The sequence below is a fragment of the Limosilactobacillus agrestimuris genome (assembly GCF_943193105.1).
Lineage (GTDB): Bacteria > Bacillota > Bacilli > Lactobacillales > Lactobacillaceae > Limosilactobacillus > Limosilactobacillus agrestimuris.
Genome location: NZ_CALPCW010000014.1, coordinates 1 through 24,053, shown reverse-complemented (window position 1 = coordinate 24,053; position 24,053 = coordinate 1). Strand labels below are relative to the sequence as shown.

The 24,053-nt window shown below is 40.3% G+C and carries 24 protein-coding genes and 2 pseudogenes; 22 read left to right on the top strand and 4 right to left on the bottom strand.

Features of this window, described 5'->3' with window-relative positions:
* Positions 1 to 187: 187 nt before the first annotated feature.
* From NFR46_RS08260 to NFR46_RS08235, 6 genes and pseudogenes are all read left to right on the top strand, one after another.
* Positions 188 to 886, top strand: a complete 699-nt coding sequence (locus NFR46_RS08260) for a 2,3-bisphosphoglycerate-dependent phosphoglycerate mutase (protein WP_251576405.1) — start codon at positions 188 to 190, stop codon at positions 884 to 886.
* Positions 873 to 1,742, top strand: coding sequence for a prolyl oligopeptidase family serine peptidase (locus NFR46_RS08255; RefSeq protein ID WP_251576403.1), 870 nt, complete (start codon positions 873 to 875; stop codon positions 1,740 to 1,742). The genes NFR46_RS08260 and NFR46_RS08255 overlap by 14 nt, the downstream gene beginning before the upstream one ends.
* A 348-nt stretch (positions 1,743 to 2,090) precedes the next feature.
* Positions 2,091 to 3,246: pseudogene (locus NFR46_RS08250) on the top strand (trans-sulfuration enzyme family protein).
* Between the two features lie 7 nt (positions 3,247 to 3,253).
* On the top strand, positions 3,254 to 3,949 hold the full coding sequence (locus NFR46_RS08245; protein ID WP_251576400.1) for an amino acid ABC transporter permease: 696 nt from the start codon (positions 3,254 to 3,256) through the stop codon (positions 3,947 to 3,949).
* 14 nt (positions 3,950 to 3,963) lie between these two features.
* Entirely contained in the window at positions 3,964 to 4,713 is a 750-nt protein-coding gene (locus NFR46_RS08240; RefSeq protein WP_251576398.1) for an amino acid ABC transporter ATP-binding protein, read from the top strand.
* A gap of 16 nt (positions 4,714 to 4,729) precedes the next feature.
* Positions 4,730 to 5,521, top strand: a complete 792-nt coding sequence (locus tag NFR46_RS08235) for a transporter substrate-binding domain-containing protein (RefSeq protein WP_251576396.1) — start codon at positions 4,730 to 4,732, stop codon at positions 5,519 to 5,521.
* Between the two features lie 316 nt (positions 5,522 to 5,837).
* Here the strand turns inward: NFR46_RS08235 and NFR46_RS08230 are convergent, their stop codons facing one another.
* Both NFR46_RS08230 and NFR46_RS08225 read right to left on the bottom strand, forming a co-directional pair.
* On the bottom strand, positions 5,838 to 7,178 hold the full coding sequence (locus tag NFR46_RS08230) for a C1 family peptidase (RefSeq protein WP_251576394.1): 1,341 nt from the start codon (positions 7,176 to 7,178) through the stop codon (positions 5,838 to 5,840).
* A 137-nt stretch (positions 7,179 to 7,315) separates the two neighbouring features.
* Positions 7,316 to 8,935, bottom strand: coding sequence for a malolactic enzyme (locus tag NFR46_RS08225; protein ID WP_251576392.1), 1,620 nt, complete (start codon positions 8,933 to 8,935; stop codon positions 7,316 to 7,318).
* Positions 8,936 to 9,066: 131 nt separating this feature from the next.
* Here NFR46_RS08225 and NFR46_RS08220 point away from each other — a divergent pair, with 131 nt between their 5' ends.
* Positions 9,067 to 9,966: a LysR family transcriptional regulator gene (locus NFR46_RS08220; RefSeq protein ID WP_251576390.1), complete on the top strand. Its 900-nt coding sequence runs from the start codon at positions 9,067 to 9,069 to the stop codon at positions 9,964 to 9,966.
* A gap of 88 nt (positions 9,967 to 10,054) precedes the next feature.
* Here the strand turns inward: NFR46_RS08220 and rpiA are convergent, their stop codons facing one another.
* Positions 10,055 to 10,747, bottom strand: a complete 693-nt coding sequence (gene rpiA / locus NFR46_RS08215) for a ribose-5-phosphate isomerase RpiA (RefSeq protein WP_251576388.1) — start codon at positions 10,745 to 10,747, stop codon at positions 10,055 to 10,057.
* A gap of 18 nt (positions 10,748 to 10,765) precedes the next feature.
* Positions 10,766 to 11,059: a GNAT family N-acetyltransferase gene (locus NFR46_RS08210; protein ID WP_251576386.1), complete on the bottom strand. Its 294-nt coding sequence runs from the start codon at positions 11,057 to 11,059 to the stop codon at positions 10,766 to 10,768.
* Between the two features lie 104 nt (positions 11,060 to 11,163).
* Here NFR46_RS08210 and NFR46_RS08205 point away from each other — a divergent pair, with 104 nt between their 5' ends.
* The 15 genes and pseudogenes from NFR46_RS08205 to NFR46_RS08135 all read left to right on the top strand — a co-directional run.
* A complete protein-coding gene (locus tag NFR46_RS08205; RefSeq protein WP_251576384.1) occupies positions 11,164 to 11,700 on the top strand; it encodes a dCTP deaminase/dUTPase family protein in 537 nt (178 codons plus the stop codon).
* Between the two features lie 172 nt (positions 11,701 to 11,872).
* Positions 11,873 to 13,252: a DNA repair protein RadA gene (gene radA, locus NFR46_RS08200; RefSeq protein WP_251576382.1), complete on the top strand. Its 1,380-nt coding sequence runs from the start codon at positions 11,873 to 11,875 to the stop codon at positions 13,250 to 13,252.
* Between the two features lie 20 nt (positions 13,253 to 13,272).
* Positions 13,273 to 14,433 carry a PIN/TRAM domain-containing protein gene (locus NFR46_RS08195; protein ID WP_251576380.1) on the top strand — a complete coding sequence of 387 codons (1,161 nt, stop codon included), beginning with the start codon at positions 13,273 to 13,275 and terminating at the stop codon, positions 14,431 to 14,433.
* A gap of 111 nt (positions 14,434 to 14,544) precedes the next feature.
* Complete coding sequence (locus tag NFR46_RS08190) at positions 14,545 to 16,203, top strand: formate--tetrahydrofolate ligase (protein ID WP_251576378.1); 1,659 nt, start codon at positions 14,545 to 14,547, stop codon at positions 16,201 to 16,203.
* A 363-nt stretch (positions 16,204 to 16,566) separates the two neighbouring features.
* Positions 16,567 to 17,985 carry a cysteine--tRNA ligase gene (gene cysS / locus NFR46_RS08185; protein ID WP_251576376.1) on the top strand — a complete coding sequence of 473 codons (1,419 nt, stop codon included), beginning with the start codon at positions 16,567 to 16,569 and terminating at the stop codon, positions 17,983 to 17,985.
* 15 nt (positions 17,986 to 18,000) lie between these two features.
* Positions 18,001 to 18,414, top strand: a complete 414-nt coding sequence (locus NFR46_RS08180; RefSeq protein WP_251576374.1) for a Mini-ribonuclease 3 — start codon at positions 18,001 to 18,003, stop codon at positions 18,412 to 18,414.
* Positions 18,404 to 19,150 (top strand): 23S rRNA (guanosine(2251)-2'-O)-methyltransferase RlmB, encoded by a 747-nt coding sequence (rlmB, locus tag NFR46_RS08175; protein WP_251576372.1) that lies wholly within the window; start codon positions 18,404 to 18,406, stop codon positions 19,148 to 19,150. Before NFR46_RS08180 ends, rlmB begins: the two co-directional genes overlap by 11 nt.
* Before the next feature lie 555 nt (positions 19,151 to 19,705).
* Positions 19,706 to 20,272, top strand: a complete 567-nt coding sequence (locus NFR46_RS08170) for a sigma-70 family RNA polymerase sigma factor (protein ID WP_338146934.1) — start codon at positions 19,706 to 19,708, stop codon at positions 20,270 to 20,272.
* A 159-nt stretch (positions 20,273 to 20,431) separates the two neighbouring features.
* A complete protein-coding gene (gene rpmG / locus NFR46_RS08165) occupies positions 20,432 to 20,581 on the top strand; it encodes a 50S ribosomal protein L33 (RefSeq protein WP_003717523.1) in 150 nt (49 codons plus the stop codon).
* A 16-nt stretch (positions 20,582 to 20,597) separates the two neighbouring features.
* Positions 20,598 to 20,774: a preprotein translocase subunit SecE gene (gene secE, locus NFR46_RS08160; protein WP_003717524.1), complete on the top strand. Its 177-nt coding sequence runs from the start codon at positions 20,598 to 20,600 to the stop codon at positions 20,772 to 20,774.
* 107 nt (positions 20,775 to 20,881) lie between these two features.
* The gene (nusG, locus tag NFR46_RS08155) at positions 20,882 to 21,427 is read left to right on the top strand and encodes a transcription termination/antitermination protein NusG (protein ID WP_191684403.1); all 546 of its coding nucleotides are present in this window, start codon (positions 20,882 to 20,884) and stop codon (positions 21,425 to 21,427) included.
* A gap of 207 nt (positions 21,428 to 21,634) precedes the next feature.
* Positions 21,635 to 22,060 carry a 50S ribosomal protein L11 gene (rplK, locus tag NFR46_RS08150; RefSeq protein ID WP_003717526.1) on the top strand — a complete coding sequence of 142 codons (426 nt, stop codon included), beginning with the start codon at positions 21,635 to 21,637 and terminating at the stop codon, positions 22,058 to 22,060.
* Positions 22,061 to 22,155: 95 nt separating this feature from the next.
* Positions 22,156 to 22,848 (top strand): 50S ribosomal protein L1, encoded by a 693-nt coding sequence (gene rplA, locus NFR46_RS08145; protein WP_251576368.1) that lies wholly within the window; start codon positions 22,156 to 22,158, stop codon positions 22,846 to 22,848.
* Positions 22,849 to 23,069: 221 nt separating this feature from the next.
* Positions 23,070 to 23,426: pseudogene (gene tnpA / locus NFR46_RS08140) on the top strand (IS200/IS605 family transposase); the annotation flags it as partial.
* A gap of 37 nt (positions 23,427 to 23,463) precedes the next feature.
* The coding region (locus tag NFR46_RS08135) for a reverse transcriptase domain-containing protein (protein WP_251576366.1) at positions 23,464 to 24,053 on the top strand (590 nt) is incomplete at its 3' end.

Here is a 24,053-nt window from a genome sequence, read left to right as displayed (position 1 = left end):
AGGTAGAGAAAAATATTTTCTTTAGGCTAGCTTATTCCTTTCATTATGAATGTAATAGTTTAATTATACGCTATGACTGTGATCATAAAGAAAAGATTGGTTACTTTCAGCTAAAATTTTGGGGAAAGTTGTTCTTGTTATGAAATATACAAATGCGCTATGATTAGTGTGTTAGGGAAGTGAGAGAATGGCAAAGTTAGTAATTGTTCGTCATGGTCAGAGTCAGGCAAACCGTGATAATATTTTCACAGGATGGACTGATGTTCCACTGACTGAAAAGGGAATTGAACAAGGACAGATGGTAGGTGAAGAGTTGACCAAAATGGGGATCCAATTTGACGATGCACACACCTCCTATATGTCACGAGCAATTAAGACAATGAACATTATTCTGGATAGGGTAGATCAACTTTATATCCCAGTACATAAGACATGGCGGTTGAATGAACGTCACTACGGAGCACTTAGTGGGTTAAATAAAGCTAAGGTTAAAGAAGAAGTTGGCGCAGAACAACTTCATCGTTGGCGTCGGGGCTACAGTGAGCTTCCACCAAAGTTGAAGCATCGTCAGCATGAGCGACGCTATGATCGCCTTGGTGTAAAGATGCCTTACAGTGAAAGTCTTGCAATGACCCAGAAGCGATTATTACCCTACTGGCAGGATCGAATTGCTCCACGACTGCTAGATGGAAAGAACCAGTTGATAGTTGCTCATGGGAGTTCCTTACGGGCATTAATTAAGTACCTTGATCAAATTCCTGACGATCAAATTGATAAGGTTGAAGTTCCAAACGGTAAACCGATTATGTATGAATTTGATCCAGCACTAAATATTGTTAAGAAGACTTTTATTACAATGGATGGTGAAGAAAATGGCAATTCATGAGATTAAAAATAACCCGAGCCTGAGCGGACAAATTCGTTTAATCGAAAATGTCACGTATGGTGCGGCTGATGGTCAAGCATTAAAACTTGAACTTTTAACCCCATGGACACAACGGTACCCTCAACAATACAAGACGGAATCACGACCGCTAATTGTGTTTGTCCAAGGAAGCTCTTGGCGGTTGCCAACATTTGGTGAAGAGATTCCTCAACTAGTACAATTTGTTAAGAATGGCTATATTGTTGCCACAGTACAACATCGCAATTCATTAGATGGTTATCCTTTCCCAGCATTTCTTCAGGATGTTAAAACCGCAATTCGTTTTCTACGGGCAAATGCGAAAAAGTACGCCATTGATCCTGAGCGGGTTGCTATTTGGGGAACATCCTCTGGTGCGAATGCCGCAATGTTAGTTGGCCTTACAGGTGATGACCCTAAGTACAAGACCGCTGCCTATGATGATCAATCCGATACTGTTTCAGCTGTTGTATCCTGCTTTGGTCAGATGGATGTTGCCGAAACGTTTAAGTATACGGCGAATGTTCCGGGAAATGAAATTCTAAAGTATTGTCTTTTTGGTACTGACAAGAAGAAGTGGCCCGAAATTATGCGTGAAATGAGTCCCTTATACCGGGTAGAAGCAGAGAAACAGTACCCACCATTTGAATTATTCCATGGGGACGCAGATAAGGTTGTCCCTTACCACCAAATGGAAGAAATGTACAAGAAGTTAAAATCTGTTGATGCAAGTGTTGAAGCTTATCGAGTTACTAATGCTAATCATGAACGTGACTTTTGGAGCCAACGAATTTATGATACGGTCCTTGAATTTTTGGATAAGAAGTTAAAGCATTAATATTATATTAAAGAAAAATAACGGGAGTAATTACTGAAAATAAAGCAATTTCGGTAGTTCTTCCGTTATTTTTAAAATTTATATGTTGACACCTTACTATAAATAAGTTATATTTTATCTATGCTTTATTAGGAGGAACACGTCATGAATAACATTCAATTTGTTAACGCTGTTGTTTGTTGCTGTGGATCGTGTCTTATGCGACCCACATTTTGGCGTATCCAAAATTAATTTGGCCTGCTAATACAGTCGGGGTAAGTGCATAAGGCGCAATTTCAAGTTTTTCTTGGAATTGCGCCTTTTTTATACCATTTTATTCGGAACAGCTAATTTACAAGGAGAAACATTATGCGCTTTAATATACAATTAATTCATGGTGGTAACAGTGAAGACAAAACTACGGGTGCCGTTTCAACACCAATTTATCGTTCCTCAACCTTTCACCAACATCGACTCGGTGGTAATCCTCAATGGGGATATTCACGAACAGGAAATCCAACTCGAGCATCGTTAGAGAAGTTGATTGCCGAGTTAGAGGATGGGGGTAGCCGGCTTTGCCTTTTCATCTGGTTCTGCCGCAATTCACGCTGTATTTTCCTTATATTCTCAGGGTGATCACTTTGTTGTTGGAAGTGATGTGTACGGAGGGACGTTTAGACTGATCAATAAGGTATTAAAACGGTTCGGCTTGAAATTTACGGTTGTTGATATGCAAGATTTAGGGACTGTGGAAAAAGCAATCCAAGATAATACTGTTGCGATTTACTTTGAGACACCGACTAATCCCCTTCTTCAAGTTGCAGATATTGAAGCAATTAGTAATATTGCAAAGAAACATGGGATTAAAACGATTGTTGATAATGCATTTGCAACACCTTATAACCAGCAACCGTTAACCCTAGGAGCAAATATTGTGGTTTATTCCGCAACAAAATACCTCGGTGGACATAGTGATGTGGTTGCCGGATTGGCGGTAACTAGTGACCAACAAATTGCTGATAAGTTAGCCTTCTTACAGAATTCAATTGGAAGTACGCTTGGACCAGACGATAGTTGGTTGCTCCAACAGGGAATTAAAACTTTAGGGGCACGGTTAAGAGTCCACCAGGAAAATGCTGATGCAGTGATTAAATTTTTGCAAGATGATCCACGAATTGCCAAGATTTATTACCCTGGATTAACTGATTTCCCTGGTCATAGTATTGCAGCAAAACAGATGCGTAACTTTGGAGCAATGATTAGTTTTGAGTTGAAGTTAGGATTAGATACTAAGAAATTTGTTGAAAGTTTGCACTTGATTGACTTGGCAGAAAGCCTTGGTGGAATTGAAAGCCTGATTGAAGTTCCAGCAGTAATGACTCATGATTCAATTCCCCGGGAAATAAGATTAGAAAACGAGATTAAGGATGAGCTAATTCGTTTATCAGTCGGAATTGAAGATCCTGAAGATATTATCGCTGATCTGAAACAAGCTCTAGGTAAATTAAAGCAAGAGAAAGGATAATCTAATTATGTGGGAAATAATCAGAACATCATTACCCCAGCTTTTAGCGGCAGGATTTAAATATACGATTCCCTTAGCGTTAATTTCATTTTTCTTTGGGTTAATCATTGCCTTAGTAACTGCATTGATTAGGCTGTCACACCAACGCGGGTTGTTTACCCTACTTAAAGGGTTTGCTCAATTTTATGTCTGGCTTTTCCGGTCAACCCCACTATTAGTTCAATTGTTCATTGTGTTCTTTGGGTTACCGTATTTACGGATTAGGGGGATCTTTCCTCATGGGATAAAATTAGAGCCATTTACCGCTGGTGTTGTAACCTTTTCATTAAATACAGGAGCGTATGCTTCAGAAACGATTCGGGCGGCAATTAGTTCAGTTGCTAAGGGACAATGGGAAGCTGGTGCAGCAATTGGGATGACCCGTCTCCAAGTATTATGGCGCATTATAATTCCCCAAGCACTCCAAGTGGCATTACCACCTTTATCAAATAGCTTCATCAGCTTGGTCAAGGACACTTCATTAGCAGCCTCGATTACGATTATGGAAATGTTTGAAGTTAGCCAGCAAATTGCGGCTGCAAATTATCAGCCATTGTTAATGTACACATTAGTAGCATTGATTTATGCAGTGTTTACCACGGTCCTTACAATCATTCAACATTACTTAGAGAAACGATTAGGTAGTCAGCTCAGGATAAGTTAGAGAGGTGAAAAGCAATGAAGTTAACTCAGATTAACAAAACATATGGTGATAAACACGTGTTAAAAGATATAACATTAGATTTTCCTGCGAGAAAGGTGACTGTTCTCGTTGGTCCATCCGGTTCTGGAAAGTCAACAATTCTTCGGTCATTGAATTTCTTGGTGACACCGGAAAGTGGTCAGTATGAATTCAATGACCACCGGATTGATTTTAGTCAGAGTATAAGCAATAAAGAAAAGTTAGCAGTTCGTCGGGAAACGGGGATGGTCTTTCAGGATTACAATCTTTTTCCGCATAAAACGGTTCTGGGAAATATCATCGAAGGGCCCACTCAAGTTTTGAAGATGGGAAAAAAGCAGGCAATTGAAGTAGCTAAGGAGTTACTGGCTAAGGTGGGGCTAGCAGACTATGGGGATGTATACCCAAGTGAATTGTCAGGTGGACAAGCACAGCGGGTAGCAATCGCGCGGGCACTGGCAATGAAGCCACAATATGTTCTCCTTGATGAACCAACTTCTGCTTTAGATCCAGAATTAGAGCTAAGTGTTTTGAAGGTTCTCCTCCAACTAGCCCGTGAAAAGCAATCAATGGTTCTGGTAACTCACAATATGGCGTTTGCTAAACAGATTGCAGATAAGATCATTTTCGTGGAAAATGGTGAATTTATTTATGATGGTAACCCGGAAGAATTCTTTTCTCAGGATAATCCAAATGAACGAATCAAGAATTTTATCGCTTCGATGACAATGAAAAACTTAAAATAAAAAGGAGAAAGTTAAAATGAAAATGTGGAAAAAAGTACTAGTAACGTTAGCTGCAATTACACTCGGAACAAGTGCTGGGATTGGTAGTATTCATGCGGCCTCATCGAAAGTTAATTCGGAATTAAAGCAAAAGGGTGAGCTCACAATTGGATTAGAGGGAACCTACTCTCCTTATTCATACCGGAAAAACAATAAGTTAACTGGTTTTGAAGTTGATCTTGGAAAAGCGGTTGCCAAGGAGATGGGGTTAAAAGCTAAATTTGTTCCTAGTAAGTGGGATTCTTTAGTAGCTGGATTAGGTTCTGGAAAATATGATGTAGTAATGAATAACATTACTCAGACTCCAGAACGAGCAAAAAAGTATAATTTCTCTACCCCGTACATTAAGTCACGGTACGCTTTGATTGTGCCTAAGGATAGTAAGATTAAGAATCTTAAACAAATCAAAGGGGAGAAGATTGTTGCTGGTACCGGAACAAATAACGCTGATGTTGTTAAAAAGTATCACGGTACGCTTGTTCCAAGTGGTGACTTTAGTAATTCACTAGCAATGATTAAGCAAGGCCGGGCTGAGGGAACGGTTAACTCACGTGAAGCTTGGTATGCTTATGGCAAGAAGCACAGCACAAAAGGGTTAAAGATGATTGATGTTTCTAGTGATGTAAAGCCCGCAAACATCTCTGCTCTCTTCAATAAAAAAGATAAGGCCATTCAATCCTCTTACAATCAAGCTCTAAAGAAACTTCAAAAAGACGGTACCGTTAAAAAACTCTCCCAAAAATACTTTGGAGCGGATATTACGGAATAAGAGTGCGAGTCCGTTAAAAGCTTCCGGTGGCTAACGATTTCTCCCCCGAATGACGTCTTGTTGTCGGAGGGGGAGGTCGTTAGCTTGAGGAAGCTTAGGACGAGCACGTTTCGACTTAGCTGCCTATAACCACTAGCTCTAGCATGCGGTCACGGTGAACGCATTTCGACTTAGCTGCCTAAAACCGTTAGCTCAAGGAAGCCGCAGCGAAGCAAGCCTATTCGGTAGGACAAGCAGATCTAGACATAAGTTGCATAACACAAAAATAAATTCCCCTCAGCATGCTGAGAGGAATTTATTTTAATTATTGCCTAGATTAAGCTAACGTTCCCATTGGATCCCAAGGCTTCAAAATAATTGGTTCTTGAGCCTGAGCCTTCTTTAGCTTGTCACTAAGATATTTCTTGTTAACAACAATTTGGTAGCAATACTTGTCCATCCAAGCATCGCTCATTACGAAGTAACCCTTGGTACCAACTTTTGGTCCCCAAGAATTTTCTACTTTCCACTTGGTTGGCTTGTCATTTACCAGGTCAACACCAGTAAGGACCATTGCGTGATCCATCATACTTTGACCATAGTCAAGGGCATCCGCCTTAGTCATTTCGAGATCCGTATCAAATAATTGAGCGTAATCATAGGTGTTTAATGCCATGATCCCGAGCTTGGTTTCAGAATATTTAACAACATCGGAACCAAACCAAACACTTTCTCCAGCCTTCAATTGATCGATTGCCAGTTGCTTGAATTCAGCCATTGGAAGGTTTAAGTGTTTAATTTGACGACCACCAACAACGTTACCTAACATATCGATAGTGTAAGTCTTGTAATATTCCTTATCCGCGGTTGGCGCTTGAATAATTGAAATGTAATCATTAAGGTTCCAACCGACATACTTTTTGAAGAATTCTTGTGGAGTAATGTTTTCTTCACGGTGGAATTCATCATCTTTCTTTGTCCGGTATTCAAAATTAAAGTGGCTAGCTGGTTCACCGAAGGCATAAGCAAGCATCCGGTAAACATCATTTAACATTTCCTTTCGCTTTGCGTTGACGGTTTCTTCATCCGCGTGGTCTTCATTAATCATCTTTCGTAAAATTACTGCATCGTGGCGTAATTTATTGTTAAGCAGAGAATTAATCCCGTTTGAGCGGTTAGAGTTAAATGATTCCGGCATTGCAGCCTTTGGCATTACCCCGTACTTTTCGATTAAAGCGCAGAGCATGTCCCATTGTCCACCATCAGATTGTGGTGCTTCCATTAACCAGGCAATTTTCCGGTCACTAGTAGGAAGACTAGCAGTTTTAATTACGTTTTCGTAGAAGTAGTTTGCCTTTTCAAACTTATCCCAAAAGAATTGGTAAGATTGGGAAAGCTCGAAGTTGTCAGGCAAGTTAAACCGGTGTTGCATGTCATGACGCATCGTGTTTAATGCTGCAAACATCCAGCAACGACCTGATTGCTTTTGGTCGGCAACATTCCCGGTCTTTAAATCGATTGAAAAGTGGGGAGCATTATCAGCAATTGAGTGCCAGTTAAAGCTAGCAGCGTTTACCCCATTTTTGGTAACGGCATTCTCAAGCACGCTGCTTTCTTTTCGTTGGTGATAGTCCTGGTGAAAATCGTTAATTGCTGAATTAGTAATATTAAAACTCACGACAGTTCACACTCCTTAAATAGTATTACTTAATATTATAGTGATTTACATGTAGAAAGAAAATCCCTTATAAATACAAATGACTCCGTAGTTCGTTTTACCGAGCTTGGAGTCTATTTGGGTAACTGTTATTTATCTTAGTACTTTGCTTCCCAGGTCATCTTTTCTACAGCTTCTTTAGCATCTTTAGCTGAAGAAAGACCCTGATCAATAGCGGATTGAGCGACTGCAATTGCAACCGTCTTAGAGAACTTTGCCATATCCTTAACAGGAGGAAGGACAGCAGCACCAGACTTGTCTGGATCAACTAAACCAACAAGTGAATGAGCTGCGGTAGCGAGCATTGCATTATTAATATGCTTTGCTTCCGTTGCAATTGCCCCCAAACCAACTCCTGGGTAAATTAACGCATTGTTTGCTTGACCGATGTTGTAGGTAACACCATTATATTCAATGTCGTCAACTGGGATCCCGGTTGCAACTAAAGCACGACCGTCAGTCCACTTTAAGAGGTCTGCAGCGCGGGCTTCGGCAAGCTTAGTTGGGTTAGAAAGTGGGAAGATGATTGGTCGTTCAGTGTGGGCTGCCATTTCTTTAACAATCTCTTCAGTGAAGGTTCCTGGTTGGGTGGAAGTCCCGATCATAACAGTTGGGTGAATCGTCTTCACTACTGCCGCTAAGTTAGTCAATTCATCGGCATTTGCAAATTCACTCCGTTGCCGGATAAATGGCTTTTGTTTTGGTGTTAAGCCTTCAGTATCGTCAAAGAGCAATCCTTGCTTATCAACTAAGTAGAAGTGTTTCTTTGCTTCAGCAGGATCCATTCCTTGGCGAACTAGTTCGTCAAAGAGCATCTTGGCAATTCCCATTCCGGCACTTCCGGCACCAAAGGTTAAGAACTTTTGATCAGCTAATTTTTCCTTAGAAATGTTTAGTGCGCCCAAGACACCGGCAAGGGCAATGATCCCGGTTCCTTGAATATCATCATTAAAGGTCAAGATCTTATCTTGGTACTTATCAAGGATCCGTGCAGCAGTTCCCCGACCAAAGTCTTCAAAGTGGAGAAGGCTCTTTGGAAATAGTTCTTCAACCGTATCAACGAACTTGTCGATAAAGTCAAAGTATTCTTGACCAGTGATCCGGTGGTGTCGTTCACCAAGGTAGTTTGGATCTTTGAGGAGAAATTCATTATCTGTTCCTGCATCAATAGAAATTGGCAGAACTTGGGAAGGATTAACTCCAGCAGCGGCAGTGTAAACCATTAGCTTCCCAACGGCAATGTCAACACCATCGACACCCCAGTCACCGATTCCTAAGATTCCTTGAGAATCAGTAACAACAATTAGGCGGATATCTCGACCGCAAATAACGTTTTGAAGACTCTCCTTGATGTTTTCAGGATGCTTAACGGAAAGGTAAACAGCGTCTTGGGGACGAAGGTAACGTTCATTATACTTTTCAATGGCTTCAGCGATCACTGGATCGTAAACGATTGGCATCATTTCTGTAATGTGCTTTTCCACTAAGTAGAAGAAAAGTGTCCGGTTAGCGTTGAAGACTTCCATTAAGAAGTGCCGCTTTTCAATCCGGGATGTCTTACTTTCATAAAGAGCGTAAGTATCAGCTTCTTGTTCTTCAATGGTTTTTACTCGTGGTGGTAGGGTACCAATCAATCCCAATTTCTTTCGTTCGTCCATTGTAAACGCGGTTCCCTTATTCTTGAAAGGGTTATTGAGGATTGACATTGCATCTGACATTATTAAAGATCTCCTTTTAATTGGTTATGTATAACTTAATGATAGGAAGGTCATTAGTATATAGTCAAATTTATGCTATCCTATAAATAAATTTGATATACCCGAATAAAAAGCTACTTTTGAGGATGAAAATGAAAATTAGAGACTTAGAATACTTTATTGAACTTGTCAAAGATAAAAACTTTTCGGTAGTTGCCGATCGTTTCCATGTTAGTCAGCCAACTATCACAATGGCAATTAACCGCTTAGAAGAAGAATACGGAGCCGCTTTTTTTATCCGTGATCATGTTCATCACCAGATAAAAGTTACTAAAATTGGTCAGCAGTATGCCCAACACGTTAAGACGATATTGAGAGAACTAGCGATTGCCCGCCAAGAGATCGAACATGCTAAGTTAAACAAGATTCGCTTTGGTTTACCACCAATTATTGGTAACTATTACTTTCCACCGCTTAGTCCACAACTGCTTCGGGAGGGACTAATTGATAAGTTAGAAGTTACTGAAGCTGGATCAAAAAATTTGCTCCAAATGTTACTAAGGGGAGAACTTGATATGGCGCTTCTCGGGTCTGCAAGTTCACTCCAGCAGCCAGAGTTATTAGTAAAAGAATTTGTCCGCTATCCTTTTCATATCATCGTAAGTCGGCATCACCGCTTGGCTCAGAAGAAGGAAGTACAATTTAGTGACCTTAAGGGACAGTCCTTTATATTACCCGATGCAGACTTTATTCACCAACAAGCTTTTCGCCAAATGTGTCGTCTTGCTCATATCCGTCCTAAAGTAATTTATCGGACAAATGATATTCACATTATTAAGAACATGGTTGCTGAAAATTTAGGGATTTCGTTCCTAACAGAGTTAGCAATCACTCCCAATGATCGCTTAGCCGACTTAGCATTAGCCGATTCGCAACAGCCGTCATTTCATCTTTCTCTTGCCACTCGAGATAACGAAATCCTTTCTCCTGCTAAAGAGAGATTATGGAAGACAGTTCTTAATTATGGGGTAAAAGTTAAAGAACACGATTGAACTTTATAAAAAATGAGACTGGAAATAAAATTCCAGCCTCATTTTAAATTTGAATTAAGATCATTTGCTATTTTTAACGTCTTATATATTATGGACGGGCGTGAAGGAACTTTGACCCGTTTTGAGTTCCGACAAGAACATCATTAACTTGGTTCAAGAATAAACCATCTTCAATTAAACCAACCATGCCGATTAATTCTTCATGAAGGGCAAATGGATCATTGATGTCTTCAAGGTGTAAGTCAATGATGAAGTTTCGTTGGTGAGTGCGGAACTTGTCACTATTATCAGGAAGCATCCGCCAAGTTGGGTTGTAACCACGACGGGCCAACTTAGTAAAGAGGTGTTGGCTTCCGTAGGGGGTTACTTCAACCGGTAGTGGAAATGTTCCTAAGTGGTGAACTAACTTTGATTCATCAACAATCCACATTACGTGGTCAGAGTAATTAGAAACGATCTTTTCCCAGAGAAGGGCGCCACCGCCACCTTTAATTCCTTGGAAATCTTCACTAATTTCATCGGCTCCATCGATAGTAAGGTCGATGTGATCTACATCATCAATTTCTTCAACCTTAATTCCTAAGCTTTCAGCTTGGCGAGTAGTTCTGTTTGAGGTTGTGACACAAACAATATCAGTTAAATCACCATTTTTAATGTGTTCACCAATGGCCTCAACTAAGCAGTGAACGGTAGAGCCGGTACCAAGACCGACAACCATTCCTGGACGAATATACTTAACTGCTTCACGGCCAACTTGTTGTTTTAGCTCATCTTGATTCATGAGTTTCCTCCTTAGGTTTTAGAAACGATCTTCTGGTAACAATAACTGCTGATATTCAGGATGCACCTTAAATTGCTTGACAGCATAAGGACACATTAATTTTACTGTTAGTTGGTGTGCGGTGGCGTATTTAACGAATCGGTTAACCAATTCTGCCGCGATACCTTGACCACGATAATCGGGATGAACGAAAACTCGTTCAATAACGACCCGATTAGGAACCCCCGCTACTTTTGGAAAACTAATTTCGCCAACAAAGGGCTGTTGGTCATCACTAGCGACAATTCGATCCTTTTCAATTCTGTAATCCATTTGATCACGTCCATTCAATCTTAATTCAAGGTAAAGTCATACCATAAATCCTATATCTATTTTATAATAAGTAGATAGTTTATAAAAAGGATTAGGTGATATAAATGAAACGCGGATTTAAGATTGTTTCTAGTAAGCAAGACCAGGGGCTTCATTTACCAAGCCGGCAAACTGCTAATGCAGCAGGGTATGACTTTGAAGCTGCAGAAGATTTTGTTCTCCCATCTATTTGGAAAGGGAATTTTTTGAAAACCTTGTGGAAACTCTACCAGCAAACAAAGTTAACTGATGAAGAGCTTAAGGATGCTGATCAATGTCTTAAACCGTATCTCGTACCAACCGGGATTAAAGCTTATATGCAAGACGATGAATTCTTGCTATTAGCAAACCGTTCTAGTGGTCCATTTAAACGCCGGTTGATTCTCCCAAATGGGGTCGGAATCGTGGACGCGGACTATTACGATAATGATAGTAATGAAGGGGAAATCTTCTTCCAACTCATTAACTACGGCTTAACGGATTATCATATTAAGAAGGGTGAGCGAATTGGCCAAGGAATTTTTATGCCATTCCTTACTGCCGATGATGAGAAACAACCACGCGCTCAGCGGGTTGGTGGCTTTGGCTCAACCAAAAAGTAATATAGCAAATCTTGAATAAAATCGGAATAATTTCGGACAATTTTTTCTGAAATCACCCATATTTTTGCCGGTGGAACGGTCCAATACTATTTTTAACAGTAATTGGTAGGGCGCACTTTTATTTCAGGATCGTTGTTTGTAAGTAGTCTTTAAGGAAGAAAGGATGGCATGAATGGCCAGAGTTAAAACGCAATATGTTTGTCAAAATTGTGGCTATAGTTCACCGCGGTATCTAGGAAGGTGTCCTAACTGTGGAGAATGGAATACGTTAGTTGAAGAGCAAGTTCAGTCTTCAAGTTCAAGTGCAGCTACTCGGCGGCCAACCACAACCTTAACTGGTCTAGTTGCCAAACCACAAAAAATTGGTGAAATTAATAGTCACGAAACACCCCGGGTAAAGACAAAACTAAATGAACTCAACCGGGTTCTTGGTGGAGGAATTGTCCCGGGTTCGTTGATTTTAATTGGTGGTGATCCTGGAATTGGAAAGTCAACACTTCTTCTTCAGGTTTCCGGTCAGCTGTCTAGCGAACACCACCGAGTTTTATATGTTTCTGGAGAAGAAAGTGCTACCCAGATCAAGATGCGGGCAGAACGACTTGATGTGGCGGCGGATGATTTCTATATCTATCCAGAAACAAACATGGATAGCATTAAGGATACAATTCGAGAATTAAAGCCAGAATATGTCGTGATTGATTCTGTACAGACAATGCAGGCTACCGATGTCACTTCTGCTATCGGGAGTGTTTCTCAGATTCGAGAAGTAACAGCACAGTTAATGCAGATTGCCAAGAGTAATAGCATTACGATATTCGTGGTTGGTCATGTTACTAAGGGCGGTGCAATTGCCGGTCCAAAGATTTTGGAGCACATGGTAGATACCGTTCTGTATTTTGAAGGTGATCTTCACCATACTTACCGGATACTGAGATCGGTAAAGAATCGTTTTGGCTCGACTAATGAGTTAGGAATCTTTGAAATGCACACCAATGGCCTATCTGAGGTTAAGAATCCTTCAGAAATTTTTCTTGAAGAACGATTGAAGGATGCTACTGGATCGGCGGTGGTGGTCTCATTAGAGGGGACTCGACCGATTTTAGTTGAAATTCAGGCTTTGGTCACACCAACCGTTTATGGAAATGCTCAACGAACTGCTACAGGTTTAAACAGAAATCGAGTATCATTGATAATGGCCGTTCTTGAAAAACGAGCAAGTTTGATGTTACAAAACCAGGACGCCTACCTTAAAGCGGCCGGTGGTGTAAAATTAGATGAACCCGCAATTGACTTAGCAATTGCAATTAGTATTGCATCAAGTTATCGAGATAAGGGGACTCAAGCTACGGACGCATTTGTCGGTGAAGTCGGCTTGACTGGCGAAATCCGGCGGGTTAACCGGATTGAACAACGGGTCGCTGAAGCACAGAAGCTTGGTTTTAAGCGGATCTTTGTTCCTAAAAATAACCTAAAGGGTTGGCAAGCACCAACCGGGATTGAAGTTATTGGAGTAACAACTCTGCGTCAAGCGTTGCGTCTTGCTTTAGGCTAATTTGAAAAGGAGGGTTGATTATGCGAAAAAGAATTATTCGATTAATATACGTTGTTGTTGGGGCCGCAATTGGTTTTTATTACTTGCCATTATTTTGGGACTTAGTTAAAGTTCACTTAAATAATGCACTCTTAGTTTTTATTGATATCATTCTGGGAGCTCTTATTTTCTTTATTCTTTCGTTACCACTTGCTAAACCAACCGAACAGTTAGTTGTGCGAATTGAAAAGAGCTTGACAAAGTTAAGCCCGGTCTACCTATTTTTTGGGACACTATTAACAATTGTTGGTTTGGTCCTTGCAGTTTTAGTCTCAATTCCACTTTGGCGAACTGGGATCCCAGTTGTTAATAACGTTCTACCGATTTTATTAATGATCGCCTTTAGTTATTTTGGATATCGGATTGGGACAACACGACTTGATGATTGGAAGACTTTACTCTCTGGGCACCGAGTTCGACCAAAGAATCCCAATACTGAGGTTATCGACCAAAAGGATGAGAATTACCACCATTATAAAATTCTGGATACTAACATCTTAATTGATGGGCGGATTTATGATCTGGTTAAGACCGGGTTCTTAGAAGGAACGTTATTGGTTCCAAACTTTGTCCTTTACGAATTGCAATACATTGCCGATTCAGGCGAAAGTATTAAACGAGTTCGGGGACGGCGTGGTTTGGATATCTTGAATAAGCTGCGTAAAGAGAAGATTGTTCCAATTGAGATGTACGATGGCGATTTTGAAGACATACCTGAAGTTGATAGCAAACTAATAGCGTTAGCCAAGAAGGTTAATGGGGTAATTGTGACTAATGACTATAATTTAAATAAGGTTATTCAGTTCCAAAATGTTCAGGTCTTGAATATTAACAACCTTGCAAAGTCGTTGCGGCCGCGGGTAATTCCTGGAGAAACGCTTAACGTTGTCGTTGTAAAGAACGGGACTGAGCGCCAACAAGGGGTTGCTTACTTGGATGACGGAACAATGGTCGTTGTTGAAGATGGTCGTTACTTCATGAACGAACGAATTGAAGTCGAAGTTACTAGTGCCTTACAAACCGACGCTGGGCGGATGATCTTTGCTCGACCACTTCATTCTCGGCGGGGGATTAATGAAAAGAATAGTGAATCCTCTAAGGGAGAAAAAAAGACAACAAAATCGGGTAAAGATTCTAAATAGTTGTTTACAAATGTCACATAGTTTTATATTCTAGACACCGTAAGAGTTATTTCTTAACTTTATCGGTGCTTTTTTAAAAATTGTTCGCATTACAGATAGGAGAGGGTTGAAATGACAGATATAGAAATTGCTGACCAAGCCACACTCGAACCAATTAGTAAGATTGCCGAGAAAATGGGCCTTAATAGCGACCAAATTGAACAATACGGGAAGTATAAGGCAAAAATTTCATTACCGGTTGCCGAAAAGTCAGGAAAGAAGCATAAACTGATTCTGGTAACTTCAATCAACCCCACTCCAGCTGGTGAGGGGAAATCAACCGTCTTGGTTGGCCTAGGGGATGCCCTAAACCAATTGCACCACCAAACGATTATCGCCATGCGGGAACCATCAATGGGACCTGTCTTTGGGATTAAGGGTGGTGCTACTGGTGGAGGTTACAGTCAAGTAATCCCGATGGAGGACATTAACCTGCACTTCACTGGAGATCTCCATGCTTTAACTAGTGCTAACAATACCTTAGCAGCCTTAATCGATAATTATGTTATGCGGGATAATAAGTTAAACCTTGATCCCCGACGGATTATTTGGAAACGGGTAGAAGATGTTAACGATCGAGCATTACGAAATGTAATTACTGGCCTTGGTGGGATTATGCAAGGAATTCCGCGGCAAACTGGCTTTGATATTACAGCCGCTTCAGAATTAATGGCGATCTTGTGCCTTTCTACTGACTTAATGGATCTAAAGAAACGGATTAGCCAGATCGTCGTTGGCTATACCTACGATCGTGAACCTGTAACTGTAGGCCAGCTTGGTTTTGAAGATGCAATTACGATCCTCCTAAAAGATGCAATTAAGCCTAACTTAGTGCAAACCCTTGATCACACCCCGGCAATTGTTCATGGGGGACCATTCGCTAATATTGCTCATGGCTGCAATAGTATTTTGGCTACCCAAACAGCACTTAAGTTAGCTGATTACACAGTAACGGAAGCTGGGTTTGGTGCTGACCTGGGAGCTGAAAAGTTCCTTGATATTAAGCGTCCTGTTTTGGGGAAGAATCCAGATGCCGTTGTAATTGTCGCAACTGTCCGTGCCCTAGAATATAACGGTGGAGCTAGTTTGGATGAAATTAAAGAAGAACAACTACCTGCACTCGAAAAGGGAATTGTTAATTTAAACCGTCATATTAAGAATATGCAACGTTACGATTTACCGGTTGTTGTTGCGATTAACCACTTTGTTAACGATACTGATGCTGAAATTAAGTTCATTGAAGATAATTGCAAGCGTCTAGGAGTTAATGTTGTTGTTGCTGACAGCTGGGCTAAGGGTGGTCAAGGCACCCAAAACCTTGCTAAGGAAGTTGTTCGCTTAGCTGAACAAAAGAGTGATTTTAAGCCGCTTTACAAGGCTAGTGATTCAATTGAAGAAAAGGTAAATATGATTGCTAAGTCAATTTATGGAGCAAAAGATGTTTCATTTAGCAAGAAAGCCAAGAAGCAATTAAAGCAGTTTGCTAAGTATGGGTGGAATGATTTGCCCGTTTGCATTGCTAAGACTCAGTATTCCTTTACTGACGATCAAAGTCAGCTAGGAGCACCAACGGACTTTACATTCCATATTCGCGAATTTGTACCAAAGTTAGGTGCTGGTTTTATCGTTGCCCTTTCTGGAAATATGATGACCATGCCAGGACTTTCTAAGACACCAGCCGCCGTTAACATGACGATTGATGCTAATGGTAAGATAACAGGATTATTCTAAATTAAATAATTTTACTTAGAAAAAAGGCTCCAAAGCGCGGTTCCCCGTGCTTTGGAGCCTTCTGCGTATAAAAAGAAGAGATAGCTTGGGAAAGCTATCTCTTGAGGAGTATTATGAGGACTTGGGGTATCCCCATATAAATTATTTTTTCGGTTACTATTGGGAGGAGTAATTGAAAAATAATAGGTTTCATTAATAGTAAAGTTTGGTATCTTTACTACGCTTTATATACTAGCAGGATAATGTGAAGAAATTGTGACCATAAAGTTAAAAAACTTTTTTCATCAAAAAAGATCCAACAATACGTTCAATTAACTAGATATGTTAGTATTATGAATATAGGAATGAAAGGAGCAGACAGTCATGCTAACGATATATAATACATTGACTCGTAAACAAGAAGAATTTAAGCCGCAAACCCCAGGAGTTGTTAACATGTATGTCTGTGGTCCGACGGTATACAACTATATCCATATTGGGAATGCACGGTCAGCAATTGCGTTTGATACAGTTCGTCGCTACCTTGAATTTAAGGGATATAAAGTAAACTATGTTTCTAATTTCACCGATGTCGATGATAAGATGATCAAAGCTGCTCACGAGCAGGGAATTACTGTTCCTCAATTAGCTGAAAAGTATATTCAGGCATTTATGGAAGATACGAATGCCCTTAATATTGAGCCAGCAACCATGCATCCCCGGGCAACCGAGAATATTCCCGAGATCATTGAATTTGTTCAGGGCTTGATTGAAAAGGGGTACGCCTATGAAAAAGATGGTGACGTATACTATCGTGCACGGAAATTTAAAAATTATGGTCAGCTATCAGGCCAATCAATTGACGATCTAGAAGTAGGTGCTAGTGAACATGTTAGTGCCGATGAAGTTAATAAGAAAGAGGATCCAATGGACTTTGCCCTTTGGAAAGCTGCTAAACCTGGCGAGATCAGCTGGGATTCTCCGTGGGGAAAGGGACGACCAGGTTGGCACATTGAATGTTCAGTAATGTCGACGAAGTATCTCGGCAAAACGATTGATATCCATGGTGGTGGCCAGGATCTTGAATTCCCACACCACGAAAATGAGATTGCTCAAAGCGAAGCGGAAACGGGACAAAAGTTTGTTCGCTACTGGATGCACAATGGCTTTGTGACTATTGGCAAAGGTAATGAAAAGATGAGTAAGTCTTTACACAACTTTATTACGGTTCATGACATTATTAAAGAAGTTGATCCACAGATATTACGGTTCTTTATGGCCACTACCCAGTACCGGCGGCCAATTCAATACAGCAAGGATAACCTAATTGATGCTAAAAATAATTTGGATCACATTCAAACAGCCTTTGATAACTTGACTTACCGGCAAAAGGATGCTGAAAAAGGGACTGATTCAGCAGTTAGTCAAAAACTTGCTGACTTTAAGCAGAAATTTATTGATGCGATGGATGATGATATTAACGTCCAAAACGGGATTACCGTTGTTTATGAACTAGTTAAATACGCAAATGTTTATAGCCAACAAGAAGTAGTTAAGGCGGACATACTTAATGAGATGAAGAATTTAATTGCTGAGTTGGTTAGTATTTTTGGTGTAAAATTAGCTTCAACGAACAATGAATTGAATGATGAACACATTCAAGCATTAATTGAGGAACGAAACGAAGCACGGAAAAATAAGGATTTTGCTCGGAGTGATCAGATTCGTGATGAATTAAAGGAGCAGGGAATTATCCTTGAAGATACGCCACAGGGAACACGCTTTAAACGAGTAAAAGAGTAGACAGGAAGGAAATTAATGGAACAAGCAGATTATCGACAATTAAATGGAATTGCGCTCGCTTATTTGGGAGATGCAGTTTATGAAGTATTTATTCGCCAACATCTTTTGAGTAAGGGACTAGCAAAGCCTACTAAGCTTCAGCATCTCGCAACACACTATGTTTCAGCAAAGGCACAGGCAGCATTGATTGACTTGATGAAGCAAGATGATATTTTAACTGAAGATGAATGGAGTTACTTCAAGCGGGGCCGGAATGCTAATAGCCATACTCATGCAAAACATACTTCTGTGCTAACTTACCGAATTTCTACCGGCTTTGAGGCAATGATGGGCTACCTTCAATTAGCTGGAAAGCAGGACCGGATTGAAGAGTTAGCAGAATGGTGCATTCGACAAGTTGAAGCAGGGAGAACAAGACATGAAAAATGATAACAGTGAATTTATTATTGGACGCCACCCAGCGGTAATGGCATTAAAGTCCGATCAGGAGATTAATAAGGTCTTTATTCAATCAGGACTAAAATCTGACGCAATTTCGCAAATTATTAAATTAGCAAAGGAAAAGCGGTTAGTTGTCTCCAATGTTCCAAAAACTAAGCTAGATCAGATGAGCGATCACCAAAATCACCAGGGGGTCGCTTTGGCAGTTGCTGCGTACCACTATGCCACAATTGATGACTTATTCGATAATGCGGCTAAGCATGGTGAGCACCCGTTTTTCTTGATTCTAGATGAACTTGAGGATCCACATAACCTTGGTTCAATTATCCGGACCGCGGATGCAGCGGGAGTTCATGGAATTATTATTCCCCGTCGGCGGGCTGTGGGATTAACCTCAGTAGTTGCTAAAACATCAACGGGGGCAATTGAACACGTTCCCGTTGCCCGGGTTACCAACCTCGTTCAGACCGCAAAAGAGTTAAAAGAGCGGGGAGTATGGTTATTTGGAACTGATATGAAGGGAACTGATTATCGACGTTGGAATGCCAAAGGTGCAGTTGCATTAGTAATTGGTAACGAAGGGAAAGGAATCTCGTCGTTACTAAAGAAAAATTGTGACGAAATGTTGACAATTCCAATGGTTGGCCATGTTCAAAGCTTGAATGCAAGTGTTGCTGCAAGCCTATTGATTTATCAGGGCTTTAATTCTCGCCACCCATTGTAAGAGAAATGGATGCTGGTATATACCAGCATCCATTTTTTAATAATGTTAAATTATGAACAATAAGTGTAAGCAATTCATCTTATTGGGTTAAATGGATTAATTAAAGGCAAAATTTTTTCAAAATATAAAATATCCCATAATAATCTTTAATCATCTATATCCGACAGTTGTCTCTCTATAACTATTAATCTATATGAATAATTCTATAAAAAAATAAATTTCACTTCAAAAAAACTATTTTTTAACTATCATTTGAATAGTTGTTCACCAAATCACAAGAAAAGACTATTCAAACTGATAAAAATTTGGTAGATTATTTTCAGGCATTAGTCACCAAGATTTGAGGAATTAATATAAGGAACCGGTATTAAGAACTGAAATCTTCCTGACGATGGGGATGATACCCTGTCGACCGGGCAATCACCTGTAAAGGGGCTTCCTTCTTGACGAAAAAGGAAACCACTATACAGCATGAATGCAAATGCAATCTAAGGAATGGGTGGAGGAGCCAAATTCAAGAAAGGTAATCCTTAACAAAACAGTTAAGGTTAAATAATGATGGAATATCATTCAGCTGATCTCGGATTACTCATCCAAGTACAAGTCGGCAATGAGGATAAATTTATGGCTTTATTCAATTGTTATTCTTCAATGGTTAAGCGATTATGGCAGAAATATCACATCTCTGACCTTGAATTTGAAGATTGGTGTCAAGAGGCACAGCTTGTCTTACTAAAAGTTATCTATTCTTATAGTGGAAAAGATATTCACCAATTCAGCGGTTTTTATAAGCAGAGTTTGGTTAATCGTCTTCTTGATTTATACCGAGCTCGACAAGCAAATAAACGAATTCCAATTGAGCAACTCGATGCTCTTGGAGAAAATGATGACGAAATGATGATGCAAAAAAGTGCATCACTTGAGGATATCGTTTATTGTCATAAAAGTATTGAAGAGGTTATCAGGATTAGTTCGCCGTTTGAACGAGATGTTTTATCAATGATTGTAACTGGTAGATCAATTGAACATGTATGCCGGGAGTTGCAATGCAGTAAACGACAAGTTCAAAGTGCCCTTTCACGAACACGAACAAAATTAGTCAAGCTTTTGGCGGGCGATTGATCAGACAAGAGTATAATTTTAGAGTAGGCTTTAGAGTTCGGCCTGTCCGAACTTTGGAGCCTATTAATGTGTTCTTAGTATTATTGCTTAGGGTTAGTTGTCAGGACTTGTTTTGGCGGTTGGAACATGCTAATCTTAAGTATATGTGGAGGTGAAAGTATGTCCCAAAAGAAAGTTGCACTGGAATGTACCAAATGCGGTGCTCATAACTATACGATTACCGCAAATCCTCAACGTCAAGAACGATTAGAATTAAAAAAGTTTTGTAAACATTGTGGGGAGTATACTCTCCATCGTGAAACCCGTTAATTAGCTGGAGGAAATTATGCATCTGTTTCGTTTTATTAAAAGTGTAAATCATGAAATGAAACTGGTTGTTTGGCCAACCGCCCGTGAAAATCGGCGTGATACAACCATTGTTATTTCTTTGACACTTTTCTTCGTCTTATTCTTCGCATTATTTGATTGGTTAATCCAACTCTTAATGAAGTTATTCGTCTAAGTAGTAGTCAAATTACCGGAGATTTGTTATACTAAGTGCAATTGAGCTTCGTGGGGATCCGCGGGGTTTTTTATTTTGAATTTAAAAATTATTAAGGAGGATTCATCGTGGAATCAAATGAAAAACGTTGGTACGTCCTACATACATACTCAGGTTACGAAAACCGAGTAAAGAGTAACTTGGAATCACGTGCCCAATCAATGGGAATGCAAGACTACATTTTTCGGGTAGTTGTTCCTGAAGATGAAGTTCGTCAAGTTAAGGATGGTCAAGCTAAGGAAATTGTTGAGAAGACATTTCCTGGCTACGTTTTGGTAGAAATGGTAATGACCGATCAAGCATGGTACATTGCACGGAATACGCCGGGTGTTACTGGTTTCTTAGGTTCACACGGTGGTGGTTCAAAGCCTACTCCATTGCTTCCAGAAGAAGTTGACCGGATCATGAAGCGGATGGGTGTCCAAACCGTTCAACACGATATTGACGTTAGTGTTGGTGATAGTGTTAAGGTTATTGCTGGACCATTCGCCGACTTAACAGGTAAGGTTACTGAAGTTGACCATGAAAAGATGAAGTTGAAGGTTAACGTAGAAATGTTTGGCCGGGAAACCTCAGCTGAACTTGGCTTTGATCAGATCGATACAGTAGAATAAATGATCAGTTTAAGAAAGGGGTGCTGGAACTAGAAAGGTTCGGGTAAATGACTTTCTGACTAATTGTTGATTATTTTTTACTTAATAAATCTTGAAAATTTATTATAAATGTGGTACTTTGATTAAGTATGCTATTCGACATACTGTGGGAGAGGTAAATTTACTGCCTCATCATGACCACAACACGGACTAAGGAGGTTTTGTCTCGTGGCAAAGAAAGTAGCTAACGTTGTCAAGTTGCAAATTCCTGCCGGTGCTGCTACACCAGCTCCACCAGTAGGTCCTGCACTTGGGCAAGCAGGTATTAACATTATGGGCTTCACTAAGGAATTTAACGCTCGGACTGCAGACCAAAAGGGTATGTTGATCCCAGTTGTTATTACCGTTTATGAGGACCGTTCATTCGACTTCATTACCAAGACGCCACCTGCTGCTGTCTTATTGAAGAAGGCCGCTGGTGTTGAACACGGTTCCGGTGAACCTAACACTAACAAGGTTGCTTCTGTAACCAAGGCTCAAGTTAAGGAAATCGCCGAAACTAAGATGCAAGATCTAAACGCTGCTGACGTTGAAGCAGCTATGCGCATGATCGAAGGTACTGCACGGAGCATGGGCTTCACTGTTGAAGACTAATTGCTAAGTAGCAGACCGGGTACGCTATTAAAGTAGTGGACCCCGTGGGAGGTATGAACTCCGCTAGACCACATTTGCAAGGAGGAAAACACAAGATGGCTAAAAAACGTGGTAAGAAGTACCAAGACGCGCTTAAAAAGGTTGACAGCAAGAAGAAGTACGCTGTTAACGACGCTGTTCAATTAGTAAAAGATATTGATTTCGCTAACTTTGACTCAACTGTTGAAGTTGCATTTAAGTTAAACGTTGATACTAAGCAAGCTGATCAACAATTACGTGGTGCCGTTGTATTACCAAACGGTACTGGTAAGGATCAAACTGTTATTGTTTTCGCTAAGGGTGAAAACGCTAAGGCTGCTAAGGAAGCCGGTGCTGACTTTGTTGGTGACGCTGACTTGGCTGACAAGATCCAAGACGGTTGGTTAGACTTTGACGTTGCAATCGCAACTCCTGACATGATGCCAGTTGTTGGTCGTTTAGGTCGTATTCTTGGACCTAAGGGCTTAATGCCAAACCCTAAGACTGGTACTGTTACTATGGATGTTGCTAAGGCAGTTGAAGAATCTAAGGCTGGTAAGGTTACCTACCGGACTGACCGTGATGGTAACGTTGCTGTTCCATTCGGTAAGTCTTCATTCGACACTGATAAGTTAGTTGAAAACTTAAAGACTATTGAAGACATTATTGTTAAGGCACGTCCAGCTTCTGTACGTGGTACTTATGTACAACATGCTTCAATCGCATCTACTTTCGGACCAAGTGTTACACTTGATTTGGAAAGCTTCTAAGTTAAATTTAATTTAGAAAGAAAAGCTTCGAGAATTTTCTCGAAGCTTTTTTAATTTAATGCCTTTAGGCCTAGTTGAGCATGCGAACGGAGTGAGTATGCGAAACAAAAAACCACCTGCTTTGCGGGTGGGGGATAAGACTATATAAATAAAGACCTCTTTTGCCTTAAGATGTAGGTGTTCAAGCCAAAATCAAATAAGGGAAAAGAGGTTTAATTAATATGGCTAATAAACTAAATAGTTTAGCCCATACGAAGTGGTTATGTAAGTATCACATCGTATTCATTCCAAAGTATAGACGGAAAATAATTTACAATCAATATCGGAAAGATTTACGAGATTATATTAGATTACTATGTCAGTATAAAGGAGTAAAAATCATTGAAGGACATTTGATGCCTGATCATGTTCACTTATTAGTAAGTATTTCACCGAAGCTAAGCGTTTCGCAATTTATGGGATATTTGAAAGGAAAAAGTGCATTGATGATGTTTGATCATCATGCCAATTTAAAGTATAAATTTGGCAATCGACATTTTTGGGCAGAAGGTTATTATGTCAGCACAGTAGGACTGAACGACAACAACTCATAAATTATATCGGAGGTGTAATCAGGTGCGACAATCACAGAAAACAGAAACACAAGCTGACCGCTTGTCGAGAATAGGTTTGGAAAACCGAAAGTACATAAGGGCGCGTAGTACCGATTATGGTGAAGGTAAAGGTATGAGTGTCACTATCCAAGACCTAGTCTTGGATCGCAATAACCTTAATCAGGCTTATTTGCGAGTTAAGAGAAATAAAGGAGCAGCGGGCGTTGACGATATGACCGTCAATGACCTTCTGCCTTACCTCAAGGAAAATAAAACGGAGTTAATTACCAACCTACGTGAGGACAATTATAAGCCAGCACCGGTTAAACGAGTGGAAATTCCCAAACCCAACGGTGGAGTGAGAAAACTAGGGATACCAACGGTAGTGGACCGCATGGTCCAACAAGCAGTTGCCCAGGTACTCACGCCCATCTTTGAGCGTGTTTTCTCTGACAATAGCCGCCCTCATCGTGGAGCCCAAGACGCAATCGCAAAGGTAGTTAAGCTATATAATCAAGGATATCGACGGGTAGTCGATTTAGACCTTAGGGCCTATTTTGATAATGTCAACCATGATTTGATGATTAAATACCTCCAACAATATATTGATGA

Excerpts from the sequence above, each read along its gene's own strand:
- radA (WP_251576382.1), top strand. The coding sequence starts at position 11,873 with ATGGCCAGAGTTAAAACGCAATATGTTTGTCAAAATTGTGGCTATAGT.
- NFR46_RS08220 (WP_251576390.1), top strand. The coding sequence starts at position 9,067 with ATGAAAATTAGAGACTTAGAATACTTTATTGAACTTGTCAAAGATAAA.
- rlmB (WP_251576372.1), top strand. The coding sequence starts at position 18,404 with ATGAAAAATGATAACAGTGAATTTATTATTGGACGCCACCCAGCGGTA.
- rpiA (WP_251576388.1), bottom strand. The coding sequence starts at position 10,747 with ATGAATCAAGATGAGCTAAAACAACAAGTTGGCCGTGAAGCAGTTAAG.
- cysS (WP_251576376.1), top strand. The coding sequence starts at position 16,567 with ATGCTAACGATATATAATACATTGACTCGTAAACAAGAAGAATTTAAG.
- NFR46_RS08245 (WP_251576400.1), top strand. The coding sequence starts at position 3,254 with ATGTGGGAAATAATCAGAACATCATTACCCCAGCTTTTAGCGGCAGGA.
- NFR46_RS08195 (WP_251576380.1), top strand. The coding sequence starts at position 13,273 with ATGCGAAAAAGAATTATTCGATTAATATACGTTGTTGTTGGGGCCGCA.
- NFR46_RS08210 (WP_251576386.1), bottom strand. The coding sequence starts at position 11,059 with ATGGATTACAGAATTGAAAAGGATCGAATTGTCGCTAGTGATGACCAA.
- NFR46_RS08170 (WP_338146934.1), top strand. The coding sequence starts at position 19,706 with ATGATGGAATATCATTCAGCTGATCTCGGATTACTCATCCAAGTACAA.
- secE (WP_003717524.1), top strand. The coding sequence starts at position 20,598 with ATGCATCTGTTTCGTTTTATTAAAAGTGTAAATCATGAAATGAAACTG.
- NFR46_RS08240 (WP_251576398.1), top strand. The coding sequence starts at position 3,964 with ATGAAGTTAACTCAGATTAACAAAACATATGGTGATAAACACGTGTTA.
- NFR46_RS08190 (WP_251576378.1), top strand. The coding sequence starts at position 14,545 with ATGACAGATATAGAAATTGCTGACCAAGCCACACTCGAACCAATTAGT.
- NFR46_RS08205 (WP_251576384.1), top strand. The coding sequence starts at position 11,164 with ATGAAACGCGGATTTAAGATTGTTTCTAGTAAGCAAGACCAGGGGCTT.
- NFR46_RS08255 (WP_251576403.1), top strand. The coding sequence starts at position 873 with ATGGCAATTCATGAGATTAAAAATAACCCGAGCCTGAGCGGACAAATT.
- NFR46_RS08225 (WP_251576392.1), bottom strand. The coding sequence starts at position 8,935 with ATGTCAGATGCAATGTCAATCCTCAATAACCCTTTCAAGAATAAGGGA.
- NFR46_RS08260 (WP_251576405.1), top strand. The coding sequence starts at position 188 with ATGGCAAAGTTAGTAATTGTTCGTCATGGTCAGAGTCAGGCAAACCGT.
- NFR46_RS08180 (WP_251576374.1), top strand. The coding sequence starts at position 18,001 with ATGGAACAAGCAGATTATCGACAATTAAATGGAATTGCGCTCGCTTAT.
- rplA (WP_251576368.1), top strand. The coding sequence starts at position 22,156 with ATGGCTAAAAAACGTGGTAAGAAGTACCAAGACGCGCTTAAAAAGGTT.
- rpmG (WP_003717523.1), top strand. The coding sequence starts at position 20,432 with ATGTCCCAAAAGAAAGTTGCACTGGAATGTACCAAATGCGGTGCTCAT.
- NFR46_RS08235 (WP_251576396.1), top strand. The coding sequence starts at position 4,730 with ATGAAAATGTGGAAAAAAGTACTAGTAACGTTAGCTGCAATTACACTC.